Raw genomic sequence first — 13819 nt, 5'->3', positions numbered from 1 at the left:
ACACCCCTCTGCCACAGTGGACGCATGAGCGCGACGCCGAACCCGACACTCCCTCAGGACGCCCGCCCCGAGCCGGTGGAGGAGGCCATCCCCGTGCTGCGGGTGCGGGACGCCGCCCGGGCCGTGCGCTGGTACGCCCGGCTGGGGTTCGTCCAGCAGTGGGAGCACCGCTTCGAGCCCGGGCTGCCCGCCTTCGTGGAGGTGGCCCGGGGCTCCGTCCGGCTGTTCCTCTCCGAACACACGGGGGACGCCCGTCCCGGCACCCTGGTGTATCTGAGGGTCGCCGACGTGGACGCCGTGGCGGGCGAGTTCGGGGTCACCGCCGAGGAGGTCCCGTGGGCCAGGGAGATCGAGCTGGCCGACCCCGACGGCAACCGGCTGCGGGTCGGCACCCCCCTGGAGTGAGGCCCCGGGCGCCGGGGAGCGGCCCGGGGCGTCCGGTCAGTGCCCGCCGGAGGAGGTGACGTCCAGCTTCCGGTCGAAGGTCCGCCCTCCGTCCCGGGACTCGTACACCCCGTCCTGGGAGGCGAGCACCAGCCGCCGTCCGTCCAGCGCGGTCAGCGCCTGGGGCGCCCCGCCGGGCAGTTCGCCCCGGTCGCTCCAGGTCTTCCCGCCGTCGGCGCTGATCCGCACCGCCCCTGAGGGGTCCACCCCGTACAGGGCGTCCCGCGCCGCCCAGGACAGGAACGCCGGGGCGGGTCCGCTGGCGGCGGCGCCGAACGACCGCCCGCCGTCGGTGCTGCGGACGACGCCCTCCTCGGTGGTGGCGAGGACGGTGTCCGGGTCCCCGGGGCTGACGGCGATGTCCAGCGCGCTCAGCGGGGCCCGGTCGTCCCACTTCACCCCGTCGGAGCTGACCCGCAGCAGACCGTTGGTGCTGTCGTACCCGTAGATCGTGTCGTGGGCGTACTCCAGGGAGTGGAAGTCCACCTCACCGGTGAGGGACTTGTCCTTCCAGGTGCGGCCGGTGTCGGTGCTCTCGATGAGGCCGAGGTTGGCGGGGGCGTCCCGGCCGGGCGCGGGGTGCCCGCTGGCGAGGAAGGCGCCGGACGCTCCGAGGGTGAAGCCCATGAAGTCGTCCCGGCGCTCCCCGACCAGCCGCGGCCGCCCCTCGTCGTCGGGGGTGTAGACGCCGTTGTGCGTGGCGACGTACAGCTTGCCGTCCTCGGGGTCGACCTCCAGGCCGTGGATGTGGCTGATGGCCGGTCCGTCCTTCCCGGCCCCGTTCCCGTCGCCGTTCCCGGACGAGCAGGCGGTGAGGGTCAGGCCGAGCGTGAGGACGGCGGCGGAGAGGGTGACGCGGTGCTGGGGCATGGGGTCCTGATCGGGTGCGGGGCGCGCGGGGGCGCCGGGGGAGGGTCCGTCGGCGGCGGCGGGCGGACCCGGGGGTATCGGGTCCGCCCGCGGGGATCGGGACGGGAACCGGGGAGGAGGGGTGGGCGGCGACGGGCCGGGAGGCCCGACCGCTTGCGGGGGACGCGCCGTGCCGGTCGTCCGGCGACCCCGGTGAGGGGCCGCCGGACGACCGGTACCGTCCGCCGGGCCGCGCGAGAGGAGGGCCCGGCGACGACACCTGGCGCTTCAGACAGACGCCAGACAGGCGTCAGAAGACGCCAGACAGACGTCGGGCGGGCGTCAGAGCCGGTCGAGGATCTTCCTCAACTGCTCGACCTCGCTCGTCTGCGCCTTGACCACGTCGTCGGCGAGCGCCTTGGCCGTGGCGTTCCGGCCGTTCTTCAGCTCGTCCTGGGCCATCTCGACGGCACCCTCGTGGTGCTCGATCATCAGCTCGGCGAACTTCTTGTCGAACGCCGTGCCCTTGGCGGCCTTGAGACCGGCCATCTGCTCGTCCGTCATCATCCCGGACATCTCCCCGGAACCGCCGCCCGAGTGGCCGCCGTGGCCCCCCGCGTCGTCCGCCGACGCGGGCTTGCCCCACGCCTTCAGCCAGGACCGCATCTTCTCGATCTCGGGGTCCTGGGCCTTGGAGATCGCCTCGGTGAGGGTCTTCACCTCGGAGTCCTCGACCCGCCCGGGAGCCAGCGCGGACATCGCCAGCGCCTGCTCGTGGTGGGGGATCATCATCTGCGCGAACGTCACGTCCGCGTCGTTGAAGGCGCCGGCGCTCCGCTTGCCGGAGTCGCCGTGGTCCATTCCGTCCATGTCGCCGTCCCCACCGCACGCGGCGAGCAGGAGGCCCGTGGCGGCGACGGCGCCGACCAGGGCGGAACGGCGGACGAGGGAACGGCGCGGGGCGCGCGTGAAGGCGTTCATGTCACAACCTCTTGATGCTGTCTGATACCGGAGTGCCGCGGGAGGGCAGACCGGAAAGGGCACGGACGCGGTGCGGGCGGACGCGCGCCCGGGAGGGCGGCGCGGGGCCCGCGGTGGCGTTCGGCCTAGATCCGCAGGATCGACAGCTGGAAGAGGTCGGGAGCGCGCGGCGGCGGCAGGGGCAGCAGAACGCGCAGGGCGCCCGCGCGCAGCCGGACCAGCCACTCGGCGCGCTGGAGGAAGGCGGCTCGCAGCAGCGCCGCGACGACCCAGGCCCCGAGGACGGCCACGCACAGGGAGGCGAGGTCCATTGCCGCGCCCGAACCGTGCGGGGACGAGGACCCCTCGCCGTGCTCCCCTCCGTCGGGGGCGGCCGACACGACCGGGTCGGCGGCGGTCCGGAGGGAGGCGGCACCGCCGTGGGCGGTGGCGACCGGCGCGGAGCCATGGGCGGCGGACCCCGAAGAGGCGTCCGGATGGCCCACGGTGTGCATCATGAAGACCCCGAGCGCGAGCGCGGCCACGAGCAGCAGATGCCCCCAGGCACCCACCGTCCGCAGGGTCCGGCTCGTCCGCACGTGACTGGTCCTCATCCGTTCGTCGGGCACCCCGTGTGAAGGGGTACGCCCCGACCATACCCAAGGGGGGCATGCGGCGCCGAACCCGCCCGGGGTACCGGTGGGCCGCCACGGGCGACGGCACGGGACCGGAGGCCACGGCATTACCTGTGGCGTAATCGACCCGCCTCCCGGGCCCCGGCAGAGTGGAGCCATCGGCCCCCGGGGCGGCGCACTCCGCCCCGGGGACCGGGCCCACCAGCAGGTTCCGCCTCGATGTCCCCTATGGAGAGTGATCCCCATGTCCGCCGCGCTTCCGCTCGCCGCCCTCGCCCGCACCACCGAGCCGGTCACCATGCTCCGCCGCTTCCTCGTCCTCGACGCGGTGGTCACCGCGGGCAACGGCGTCGCCTACCTCGCGGCGTCGGGCCCCCTGGGACGACTGCTCGGCGTGGACCAGGGCCTGCTGCTCGGCCTCGGCGCCTTCCTCGTCCTGTACGGGATCGGGGTCGGTCTCCTGGGGAACCAGCGCAGCCCCTGGACGCCCGGGGTCCGCGCGGTCATCGAGGGGAACGCCGCCTGGGTCGTGCTGAGCGTGCTGGCGGTCCTGTTCTGGCTGTCGCCGACGGTCGCCGGGGCCGTGTGGATCCCGGTGCAGGCCGTGACGGTCGGCGCCTTCGCCCTCCTCCAGCACCTGGCCCTGCGGGCGGTGAAGGACGCCGGGCCCCGTGGCTGAGGACACCGCCCCGGCAGATCACGGGCGGGCGGGGGTGAGGTACGGGGACACCCTCCGTACCCCGCCCCCGTCCGCCCGTGGCGCGGTCCGTCCCGCCGGACGGCCGGGTGCCCCCTGGACACCGGCCGCCCGACCGGCGACCCTGCGGACGGTCGGCGCGCGCGGAGCCGCGACCGGCCGGTCGGAGGGCCGAGGCGTCCACCAGGGCGCCCGAGACACGGAGGACGGGGTCGTGAGCGTGATACCGGAGGGTCCGGCGGCGGACGCGGTGCGTGATGACGGGGGAGACCGGGCGGCGGCCCGGGAGCCGGAGGACGGGGAAGCGTCCCGCTGGGTGCCGCTCACCGGCGTCGACAACACCCGCGACCTCGGCGGACTGCCCGTCGAGGGCGGCGGGGTGACCCGGCGCGGCGTCGCCTTCCGCAGCAGCACGCCGCAGAGCGTGACCGGCGAGGACGTCGGACTGCTGCTGGACGGTCTGGGCCTGCGGACCGTCGTCGACCTGCGCGGACCCGGGGAGGCCGTCCGCGAGGGCCACGGCCTGCTCGCCGACGGTCCCGTGCACCGCGCCAATCTGCCGGTACGGCTCCCGGAGCGGGACTTCACCGGGGTGGTCCCCGCCGCGCCCCCGGGCAGTACCGCCGACTTCTACCTCACCCTGCTGAGGGCCAGCGGGGACACCCTGACGGAGGTGGCGCGGATCGTCGCCGACCCCGACCGGCACGCCGTCCTCTTCCACTGCGCGGTCGGCAAGGACCGCACCGGCGTCTGCGCGGCCGTCCTCCTGGACGCGGTGGGCGTGACCGCCGAGGCCATCACGGCCGACTACGCGCTCACCGCCCAGCGCGTCCACCGGGTCCGGAAGCGGCTGACCGAGACCACCGGCTACCAGGGCATCCCGGCCGCCGACCATCCGTACATGGCCTCCGCCCCGGAGACCATGCGCGCCTTCCTGGCCCGGCTGCGCGACGGGTACGGCGGGGGAGCGGGCTGGCTGCTGCGCCACGGCCTCACCGAGGACGAGGTGGAGGCGCTGCGCGCCGCGCTCGTGACCCGGTGAGGTCCCGGTCCGGCGGGAGTATCCGCCGATCGAGTGACGAAAGGGGCGAAGCGGGGTAAGAGAGGTACACGCACCCCGCGCACGGTCGGCCTCCGGGCGGGGAGGTTCCGTGCGCGGGGCGCGACCCGCGTCCCGCGTCCGCTCGCGAGGAGGTCCGGCATGACGACCGCGCGAAGGCTGCTCACGGCGTTGCCCGCCGATCACCGTCAGCGACTGATGGACCTGGCCCTGGAGGTGTCCTTCCCCCAGGACGCCCGGATCTTCGAGGAGGGCGGCCCCGCCGACCGGCTCTGGGTGATCCGGTCCGGCTCGGTCGCCCTCGACCTGAGCGTCCCCGACCGGCGGCGGGTCACCGTGGAGACCCTCCAGCCGGGCGATCTGCTCGGCTGGTCCTGGCTGTTCCCGCCGCACCAGTGGGACTTCGGCGCCGAGGCGTTCAGCCCCGTGCGCGCCTACGAGTTCGACGCCCCCGAGGTGCGGGCGCTGTGCGAGGAGGAACCCGAACTGGGGCTCGCCCTGCTGAGCACCATCGCGGAGATCCTCGCCCACCGGCTGGAGGGCGCCCGCACCCGGCTGATCGAGAACTACGCCAAGCACGGGGGCGCGACCCTGTAGCCGCGGACGCCCCGGGAGCCCCACCCCGCCGGGACCCACCACCCCGGACCCGGCACTCCGGACCCGGCACTCCGGGCCTGACGGAACGGACCTGACGGGAACGGGCCGGGCGGGAACGTCCCCGCGAGCCGGGCCGGGCGGACCGGGCCCCGCCGGACGGATCCGGCGCGCCAGGATCACCGGCCCGCCGTCAGCTCCCGCACCAGCGAGCCGACCTGTTCCGTCTCGATGAGGAACCCGTCGTGGCCGTAGGGCGACTCCACGGTCCGCACCCGGTCCGCGTGCGGCAGTCCCGCCGCGAGTTCGCGCTGCCGGGCCAGCGGGTACAGCCGGTCCGAGTCCACCCCCGCGACCAGGGCGGGGGCGCTCACCCGGCGCAGCGCGGCGGCCGTCCCCCCGCGCCCCCGGCCGACGTCATGGCTGTTCATCGCCTCGGTGAGGGTGACGTAGCTGCCCGCGTCGAAACGGCGCACCAGCTTGTCGGCGTGGTGGTCGAGGTAGGACTCCACCGCGTACCGGCCGCCCCGCCACGGGTCCTCGGCGCCCTGCGCCGCCCGCCCGAACCGCGCCGCCAGTTCGGCTCCGGAGCGGTAGGTGACATGGGCCAGCCGACGGGCGGCGCCGAGACCCCGGTGCGGCCCCTCGCCGTCGGGGGCGTCGTGGTAGTGGCCGCCCCGCCACCGGCCGTCGCCGCGGATCGCCCGCACCTGGACGGCGGACCAGGCGATCTGTTCGGCGTCCGAGGCGGCGGGGCAGGCCAGCAGCAGCAGTGAGCCGACCCGGTCCGGATGGCCCACCGCCCACTCCAGCGCCCGCATCCCGCCCATCGAACCGCCCACCACCAGGGCCCAGCGCCCGATGCCGAGGGCATCGGCGAGCGCCACCTCCGCCGCCACTTGGTCCCGCTGGGTCAGGAAGGGGAAGGAGCCGCCCCAGCGGGTGCCGTCGGGACGGAGCGAGGAGGGCCCGGTGCTGCCCTGGCAGCCGCCCAGGACGTTCGGGGCGACCACGAACCAGCGGTCGGTGTCCAGCGCCCGGCCCGGTCCCACCAGCGGGTCCCACCAGCCGGGCGTGGGGTGGCCGGGCCCGGCCGGGCCGCGCACATGGCTGTCCCCGGTCAGCGCGTGCAGCACCAGTACGGCGTTGGACCCGTCGGGGGCGAGCCGCCCCCACGTCTCGTACGCCAGGCGGACGCCCGGCAGTTCGCCGCCCGCCTCCAGCCGCAGCGGGGCGGGCGGTGACGCCCAGCGGCGTCCGCCGGGCGGGTCCCCCTCCCGCCACGCCCCCGAGGCGGGCGGGAGGGGGCGGGCGGCCGGGGCCGCCGGAGGGTGGGGCACCAGCCCGGTCAGGACGCTTCCTTCGCCGCGCGGAACCCGGCCGACAGGTCCGCGATCAGGTCGTCGGGGTGCTCGATGCCCACCGACAGCCGCACCAGCCCCGGGGCGGTGCCCGTGGCGGCCAGCGCCTCCGGTCCGAGCTGGCTGTGGGTGGTGGACGCGGGGTGGATGATCAGCGAGCGGACGTCGCCCACGTTCGCCAGATGGCTGAACAGCGACACGGCGTCCACGAACCGCTTGCCCGCCTCCACCCCGTCCTTCAGCTCGAAGGCCAGCACCGCGCCCGCGCCGCGCGGCAGGTACCGCCGCGCCGCCCCGTGCCAGCGGTTGGACGCCAGCCCCGGGTAGTGCACCGCCGAGACGTCGTCGCGCGCCTCCAGCCACTGGGCGAGCGCCAGCGCGTTCGCGGAGTGCCGTTCGATGCGCAGGCTCAGCGTCTCCACGCCCTGGAGCAGCAGGAACGCGGAGTGCGGGGAGAGCGCGGGCCCGATGTCGCGCAGCAGCTGGACCCGCAGCTTGACCGCGAAGGCGCCCGCCCCGAGGTCGGGCCAGTAGCGCAGCCCGTGGTAGCTCGGGTCGGGCTCGTTGAAGTCGGGGAAGCGCTCGGGGTGGGCGCCGAAGTCGAAGGTGCCGCCGTCCACCACGACACCCGCGATGGTGGTGCCGTGCCCGCCGAGGAACTTCGTCGCCGAGTGCACCACGATGTCCGCGCCGTGCTCGATGGGCCGCAGCAGGTACGGCGTCGGCAGGGTGTTGTCGACGATCAGCGGCACCCCGCCCTCGTGCGCCACGTCCGCGACGCCGCGCACGTCCAGGACGTTGCCCCGGGGGTTGCCGAGGGTCTCCGCGAACAGGGCCTTGGTGTTGGGGCGGATCGCGGCCCGCCAGGCGTCCAGGTCGTCGGGGTCGTCCACGAAGCTGACCTCGACGCCGAACCGGGGCAGGGTGTGCCGCAGCAGGTTGTACGTGCCGCCGTACAGGGAGGTGCTGGAGACGATGTGGTCACCGGCGCCCGCCAGGGTGAGGATCGCGAGGGTCTCGGCGGCCTGCCCGGAGGCCAGCGCCACCGCGGCGACGCCGCCCTCCAGCGAGGCGATCCGCTGTTCGAAGACGTCCTGGGTCGGGTTGTGGATCCGGGTGTAGATGTTGCCGGGCTCGGCGAGCGAGAACAGGTCCGCCGCGTGCTGGGTGTCCCGGAAGACGAAGGAACTGGTCTGGTAGATCGGCACGGCCCGGGCACCCGTGGTCGGGTCGGGCTCCGCTCCCGCGTGGATCTGCCGGGTCTCGAACGACCATCCGGCGGCGGGGGCCGGGGCGTCGTCGGGGGTGTGACCGGCGGTCACCGAGTCGAGGGGCTGGCTCATGGGCGGTTCCTTCGCGCGAGGGACACGGGGGAGGGGGACGGAGGCGGTACGGGTCCGGCCCGTACCGCCTCCGTGCCGGGGGATTCGGTGAGAAGGGCCCAAAACACCCGGCGCACCGCAAACTACTCGGGAGGGAGACGCTCCGGTAGGGCATCCCGCCGGTGTCCACAAGGCTGAAACATCCCGGCAACACGGGTGCGGCGGGGGAGGTTTCGGGGCGGGTGACGGGGCCGCGCGAGGGTGCGGGGGCGGATGCCCGTCACGGGGCGCGGACCGCTGGTACGGGACGGACGGTTCCGCGCGGCCGCCCCGCCTCCCCACCGCCGGGCCCCACCGAGGGCTTTCGGCCAGGGGTCATTGCCAGCCATCCTCGGCGTTCCCCCGAACAAGTCCCGTTTCGAACAAGAAAATCGCTCGTGTGTCCCTACCCTCACCACACGTCCCCACGGGCGCCGGAGCAGGAAGTCCCATGACGCAACAGAGTCCCTCCCCACCGGGGAAACCGTCGGGTCCGTCCCGTTCGCCGGACCTGAGGCACAAGGTGGCCGTCGTCACCGGTGGGGGGTCCGGCATCGGCCGTGCCACCGCCACCGTCCTGGCCGAACGCGGGGCCGCCGTGGTCGTGGCCGACATCGACGGGGCCGCCGCCGGGGCCGTCGCCGCCGCGCTGACGGCGCGCGGTCTGGCCGCCGTCCCGGTCACCGCGGACGTGGGTGACGAGGAGCAGATCCGCCGGATGACGGACACCGCGGTCGACGCCTTCGGGGGGCTGGACATCCTCCACAACAACGCCGCCCTGCTCTCCCCGGACGTCCTCGGCCGGGACCGTCAGATCACCGACATCGACGGGGAACTGTTCGCCCGGGTGCTGCGGGTCAACGTGCTCGGCTACACGCTGGCCGCCAAGCACGCGATCCCGCACATGATCGCCCGGGGCGGCGGCGTGGTCGTCAACACCAGTTCGGCGGCGGGCATCCTGGCCGAACTCGTCCGCCCGATGTACGGCACCTCCAAGGCGGCGATCCTCGGACTGACCCGCAGCATCGCCACCCAGTACGGCAAACGGGGCGTCCGCGCGGTCGGCGTCGCCCCCGGGGTGGTGCTCACCCCGGCCCTGGCCCGCAACCTCACCCCCGAACAGCAGCGGGAACTCGCCCGGCACACCCTCACCCCCCGGGTCGGGGTGCCCGAGGACGTCGCCTGCCTCGTGGCCTTCCTGGTCTCCGACGAGGCCGGCTACATCACCGGCACCACCATCTCCGTGGACGGCGGGTTCACCGCGCACTTCGCCACCTACGGCGACGAGATGGCGGCGGCGGAACCCCCGCTGGACCCGGGCCCATCGGTCCCGGGCCCGCCGACCCCGGACCCATCGGCCCCGGACCTCCCCGGACCGGTGGCCGCCGACCCCGGACTCACCCAGCCCGCCGGGAGGTGACGGGCCGTCGGGCACACCACGACCCGTGGCCCCGGACCCGGTCCGGGCCCCGCGACCGGACCGGGCCGCGACCCCGTCGGGGGGTGTCCGGACGGTCGCCCGGCGCCGCGCCCACGGCAATCCCTCGAACAGGTGAGGAAACCCTCCCGGGTGAATCGAACGCCGCGTTACGGGTGCGCGGCCGGGCGTGGGCGGCCCCTGGAGCGCCCTTCGAACTTTCGGTCGAGGATTCGTCCGGAAGTGAGCGTGACGCGCCGCTGATCTGGTGCGTTCTCCTGACGTCAGACATCGTTCCCCGACCCAGGGAGATCCCGTGCATCCCGTTCCCCGTCACCCCGGCCTTCATCTGGTGTTCGACCGACCTAGGGCGTCCCCGCCCTCCCCGCCGCATCTTGTTGACGTAGTGTCAGGTACGTGCGCGTCCTCACCACGCCGCTTCTCCAGGCGGTGCGCATGCGGCTACTGAACCACCTGCCCGACTCCCTCGACGACTGGGCCCGGCGGACGGTCGGCGCCTTCGGAACCGTCCGCGACATCTCCGTCGACGCCTCCGGCTCCGGACGCGTCTGGGAACTCACCCGGCCCGACCGGACCGCCCGGTTCGTCCTCAAGACCGCCCGCGGCCCCGCCGCCTACCGTGCCGAGACCTTCGCCTACCGGCACGCGCTCCCCGCCCTGCCCACGGGCGGCGCCCCCCAACTGCTCGACTCCGAGGCCACGCACCTGGCGCTGCTGCTCACCGCCGTCCCCGGCCACCCCCTGCGGGAACTGCGGCTGCCCCCCGCCGAGGAACGCGAGGCGTACCGTCAGACGGGCGCGCTGCTCGCCCGCCTCCACACCGCCGGGGACCTCACCCCCCGCCACCGCGCCGAGGCGAGGGACGAACTCGACGCCGCCCCCCACGCCCTCGAACGGCTGCTGCACCGCTGCGGGGACCGGACCACCCGCCGGGAACGGGCCCTGGCCCGCGCCCTCGTGGGCGACCTCCCGCACCTCGGACCCCTGCCGCTCGCCCTCGTCCACGGCGACCTCCAGCCGAGGAACGTGATGTGGTCCGCCGCGGGTCAGGCATCCCTGATCGACTTCGAACGGACCCGCTTCGCCCCCGCCGTACTGGACTTCGTCCGCCTCGCCTCCGGCCCCTGGGCCGACCGTCCCGCCCTGCGCGCCGCGTTCCTGGCGGGCTACGGCCGCAGGCCCGGCCCCGAGGAACGGCACGCCCTGCGCTGCTTCGCCGCCCTCGACGCCGCCGGAGCCCTCGTCTGGGGATCCGAACAGGGCGACGACGAGATCACCGCGCGCGGACGGCGCACCCTCGACCGGCTGCTGGAGGGGGAGTTCGCATGAGCACGCTCACCCTCCCGGACGGTGGAACGGACGGCCCCCCGGAGACCGGCGCCGACCCCGCCCCACCACCGCCACCGCCCCCGGCGGAGATCCGCTACCAGGGCGAGCACGCGAAGAGCCCCTTCGGCGACGTCGGCTTCCGGGAACTGTGCGCCCGGCTGCCCTCGGTCCTCGCCCACACTGGACGGCTCGCCTGGGCGGCGGACCACCGGGCGGTGCTCCTGCTGCTGGCCTGCCAGGTGCTGACCGGGGCGGCCGCGGCGGTCCTGCTCACCGCGACCGCGCGCGCGATGCGGGCACTGGTGGCCGACGGCCCGGTCCCCGACCGGCTGCACGCCATGCTGCCCGCCCTGCTGGTCATCGCCGTCGCGGCGGCCGTCGGCCGGATCGCCACCGCCCTCGCCTGGTACGCCGACGACCGGGTCAGCCCCCGGCTCGGCACCGCCGCCGACACCGCGCTCGTCGAGGCGGTCTGCCGGGTCGAGGCGTCGGCCTACGGCACGGACGGCTTCGCCGAGCGACAGGAGGCCGCCGAGGTCGGCGCGGTCCGCACCACCACCCTGGTCCGCGACGGCCAGAACTTCCTCGCCGCGGCCGTCCGGATGGTCGCCGCCTGCGGGGTCCTCGCGGTGCTGCACCCCCTGATGCTGCCGTTGCTGCTGCTCGCCGTCCTCCCGGCCGGGGCCGGGGCGGTCCTCTCGGCCCGGGTTGACTACGCGACCCACTCCGCCAACCTCGGCGACCGCAACGTCCGGGGCATGATGCGCTGGTGGTCCACCGCCCCCCGGTACGGGGACGAGGTCCGCGCCAACGGCATGACCGGCTACCTGCTGTTCTGGTACCGCAGCCTGTCCGACCGGATCGACGGCCGTACCCTCGGCGCCGCCCCCCGGGTGCTGCGGATCTCCCTCGTCGCCGCCGCGCTCGGCGGGTTCTTCCTGCTGCTGACCTGGGCGGCACTCGCCTGGCTCACGGTCACCGGACGGGTGGAACTCGCCGTCGCGGCCACCGTGGTGGTCGCCGTCCAGACCTCGCTGGCCGCGCTCACCCAACTGGTGCGCGGCGGCGCCGAGATGTTCCACACCAGCCTCTACCTGGCGGACATGCGGGCCTTCCTGGACCTCGCCGAGGAGCACGCGCCCGCCCGGGGACCGGCCGTGATCACCGCCCCGGTGCACGAGATCCGCCTGGACGACGTGGTGCACCGCTACCCCGGCAAGGACCGCCCCGCCCTCGACGGACTCACCCTCACCCTGCGGCGCGGGGAGATCGTCGCCATCGTCGGGGAGAACGGCTCCGGCAAGTCCACGCTGACCCGGCTGGTCACCGGCGTCCTGCTGCCCGACCGGGGCACGGTGAGCTGGGACGGCACCGACCTCGCCACCGCCGACCCGGACGGGGTCTGGGCGCACACCGGTCTCGTCCCGCAGCTCTTCGCCCAGTGGCCGCTCGCCGTCCGGGAGAACGTCACCCTCGGTCAGCCCCGTGGCCATGACGACGGACAGGTGTGGCGGGCCGTGGACGCGGTGGGGATGCGCGGCGCCGTGGAGGAACTGCCCCACGGCCTCGACACCCTGCTCGCCCGCGAGGTTTTCGGCGGTCATGAGCTGTCCGGCGGTCAGTGGCAGCGGCTGGCCTGCTCCCGGGCGCTGTACCGGCGGCCCGCGCTGCTGATCCTGGACGAGCCCACCTCCCAGATGGACGCGCGCGGCGAACACCGGATCTTCGAGGAGATCAAGAAGATCGCCGCCGACCGGATCACCCTGGTGGTGACCCACCAACTGGAGAACACCCGGGTCGCGGACCGGGTGGTGGTGCTGCGGGACGGGCGGATCGCCGAGGAGGGGCACTACGACGAACTGGTCGGCGCGGGCGGACTCTTCGCGGAACTCCTGACCCTCTCCCAGGACAGATGACGGTGAGCGGCGCGGACGGCGGCGCCCCGGGGCGGCGGGCCCTGCCGTCCCGCTCGCCCGCGCGGCCTCCGGTCGGCGGGCGCGGGCCCGGTCGTCGCGCGCCGGACGGGCGGTGGGGTCGTGGTCCCACCGCCGTCGGCGGCGCCCGGGGCGGTGGTCAGGCCGCGCCCGTACGGTCCCGCCAGTAGGTGAACGCCTTCACCGGATCCTCCAGCGCGTCCCAGGGGAACATCGTCATATGGCGCCCCACCCGCTGGAAGACCTCGGCCGCCTCCGCCAGCCAGCGCGCCCGCACCAGGGCGAAGGCCAGCAGGTTCAGATCCGAGACGGCCTCGGCGTGCGGCGGCGCCGGGGCGTGGAACCAGTGCCCCAGCGCGAGTTCCAGCTCACCGGCCGCGGCCTTCTCGTGCCAGATCCGGTGCGCGCCGAGCGCCCGCGTCCCGCCCGCCTCCAGGGCGTGGGCGAAGTGCTCGGCGCGCGCCGCCAGCGGCAGCAGCGCCAGCGGGGAGCCCGGTGGCGCCTGGGACGCCGAGTGCCAGGCGAAGGTCGTCATGTCGCTGACCGAGCCGTGGCTGCGGGGCGAGAGGTACCGCAGCACCACGTGGTGGGCGGTGCGGTTGGCCGGGTCCCGGTCCACGATCTCCCGCCAGATGGGCGCCGCGTGCCGGGACGGGGTCCGGGACGCCCGCATCAGGTCCAGCAGGGCGATCAGCGGGGTGGGGTCCCGGGGGTGGGCGTGGGCGGCCCGGACGCAGTGCGTCTGGGCCTCGTCCACCGTCAGATCGGGATCGGAGGCCGCCCGCCGGGCCCGGACGCACGCCTGCGTCACCACCGCGTCGGGGTTGTCGGGGGTGTAGTCGACCCAGTGGTCCACGGCCGCCGGGGACAGGACCCGGGACAGCACCAGCACCCGGTGGGTGCGGCGGTCCCAGTCCTGTCCGGTGGCGTCGAGGAGGTCGGCCACCGGCTGCCACGCCGGTCGGGTCCGGTCGGCGCCGAGCCCCTGGAGCTGATGGATGGGCCGGATGTCCATGAGCACCTGGCGCAGCTCACGGTCGTCCAGCTCGGGACGGATACGCACCGTTCTGCTTCGTCGCAACATCGCTTGTCCTCTGTGGGGGAGGGCGGGCGCCGCGCGGTCCACGCGGCGCCCGGTTCTTGAGGGGGCGGTGAGG

The 13819-nt window shown here is 75.0% G+C and carries 13 protein-coding genes; 7 read left to right on the top strand and 6 right to left on the bottom strand.

Going from position 1 to position 13819, the window contains the following annotated elements; all coding sequences use genetic code 11:
• Positions 1-24: 24 nt before the first annotated feature.
• Entirely contained in the window at positions 25-405 is a 381-nt protein-coding gene (locus ACVWNX_RS00615) for a glyoxalase superfamily protein (RefSeq protein ID WP_454411850.1), read from the top strand.
• Positions 406-441: 36 nt separating this feature from the next.
• Here ACVWNX_RS00615 and ACVWNX_RS00610 read toward each other — a convergent pair whose 3' ends face one another.
• The 3 genes from ACVWNX_RS00610 to ACVWNX_RS00600 all read right to left on the bottom strand — a co-directional run bounded on the left by ACVWNX_RS00610 (position 442) and on the right by ACVWNX_RS00600 (position 2852).
• Positions 442-1314 (bottom strand): F510_1955 family glycosylhydrolase, encoded by an 873-nt coding sequence (locus tag ACVWNX_RS00610; protein WP_454411849.1) that lies wholly within the window; start codon positions 1312-1314, stop codon positions 442-444.
• Positions 1315-1635: 321 nt separating this feature from the next.
• Positions 1636-2274: a DUF305 domain-containing protein gene (locus ACVWNX_RS00605; protein WP_454411848.1), complete on the bottom strand. Its 639-nt coding sequence runs from the start codon at positions 2272-2274 to the stop codon at positions 1636-1638.
• A 125-nt stretch (positions 2275-2399) separates the two neighbouring features.
• Positions 2400-2852, bottom strand: a complete 453-nt coding sequence (locus ACVWNX_RS00600; RefSeq protein ID WP_454411847.1) for a DUF6153 family protein — start codon at positions 2850-2852, stop codon at positions 2400-2402.
• Positions 2853-3132: 280 nt separating this feature from the next.
• On the opposite strand from ACVWNX_RS00600, the gene ACVWNX_RS00595 reads away from it, so the two are divergent.
• From ACVWNX_RS00595 to ACVWNX_RS00585, 3 genes are all read left to right on the top strand, one after another.
• Positions 3133-3567: a hypothetical protein gene (locus ACVWNX_RS00595; protein ID WP_454411846.1), complete on the top strand. Its 435-nt coding sequence runs from the start codon at positions 3133-3135 to the stop codon at positions 3565-3567.
• 232 nt (positions 3568-3799) lie between these two features.
• Positions 3800-4627, top strand: coding sequence for a tyrosine-protein phosphatase (locus tag ACVWNX_RS00590; RefSeq protein ID WP_454411845.1), 828 nt, complete (start codon positions 3800-3802; stop codon positions 4625-4627).
• A gap of 159 nt (positions 4628-4786) precedes the next feature.
• Entirely contained in the window at positions 4787-5242 is a 456-nt protein-coding gene (locus ACVWNX_RS00585; protein ID WP_454411844.1) for a cyclic nucleotide-binding domain-containing protein, read from the top strand.
• A gap of 176 nt (positions 5243-5418) precedes the next feature.
• Here the strand turns inward: ACVWNX_RS00585 and metX are convergent, their stop codons facing one another.
• A complete protein-coding gene (metX, locus tag ACVWNX_RS00580) occupies positions 5419-6579 on the bottom strand; it encodes a homoserine O-acetyltransferase MetX (protein WP_454411843.1) in 1161 nt (386 codons plus the stop codon).
• Between the two features lie 8 nt (positions 6580-6587).
• The gene (locus tag ACVWNX_RS00575; protein ID WP_454411842.1) at positions 6588-7943 is read right to left on the bottom strand and encodes a bifunctional o-acetylhomoserine/o-acetylserine sulfhydrylase; all 1356 of its coding nucleotides are present in this window, start codon (positions 7941-7943) and stop codon (positions 6588-6590) included.
• A 469-nt stretch (positions 7944-8412) separates the two neighbouring features.
• On the opposite strand from ACVWNX_RS00575, the gene ACVWNX_RS00570 reads away from it, so the two are divergent.
• The 3 genes from ACVWNX_RS00570 to ACVWNX_RS00560 all read left to right on the top strand — a co-directional run bounded on the left by ACVWNX_RS00570 (position 8413) and on the right by ACVWNX_RS00560 (position 12644).
• Positions 8413-9381, top strand: a complete 969-nt coding sequence (locus tag ACVWNX_RS00570; protein ID WP_454411841.1) for an SDR family NAD(P)-dependent oxidoreductase — start codon at positions 8413-8415, stop codon at positions 9379-9381.
• Positions 9382-9795: 414 nt separating this feature from the next.
• Positions 9796-10728, top strand: a complete 933-nt coding sequence (locus ACVWNX_RS00565) for a phosphotransferase enzyme family protein (protein ID WP_454411840.1) — start codon at positions 9796-9798, stop codon at positions 10726-10728.
• Positions 10725-12644 carry an ATP-binding cassette domain-containing protein gene (locus ACVWNX_RS00560; RefSeq protein ID WP_454411839.1) on the top strand — a complete coding sequence of 640 codons (1920 nt, stop codon included), beginning with the start codon at positions 10725-10727 and terminating at the stop codon, positions 12642-12644. The genes ACVWNX_RS00565 and ACVWNX_RS00560 overlap by 4 nt, the downstream gene beginning before the upstream one ends.
• Before the next feature lie 157 nt (positions 12645-12801).
• Here ACVWNX_RS00560 and ACVWNX_RS00555 read toward each other — a convergent pair whose 3' ends face one another.
• Positions 12802-13725, bottom strand: coding sequence for a hypothetical protein (locus tag ACVWNX_RS00555; protein WP_454411838.1), 924 nt, complete (start codon positions 13723-13725; stop codon positions 12802-12804).
• Positions 13726-13819 lie beyond the last annotated feature (94 nt).

Source organism: Streptomyces sp. JNUCC 64, assembly GCF_054484115.1.
The sequence above is the reverse complement of the archived record's forward strand: the minus strand, read 5'-3'. Positions and strand labels throughout refer to the sequence as shown.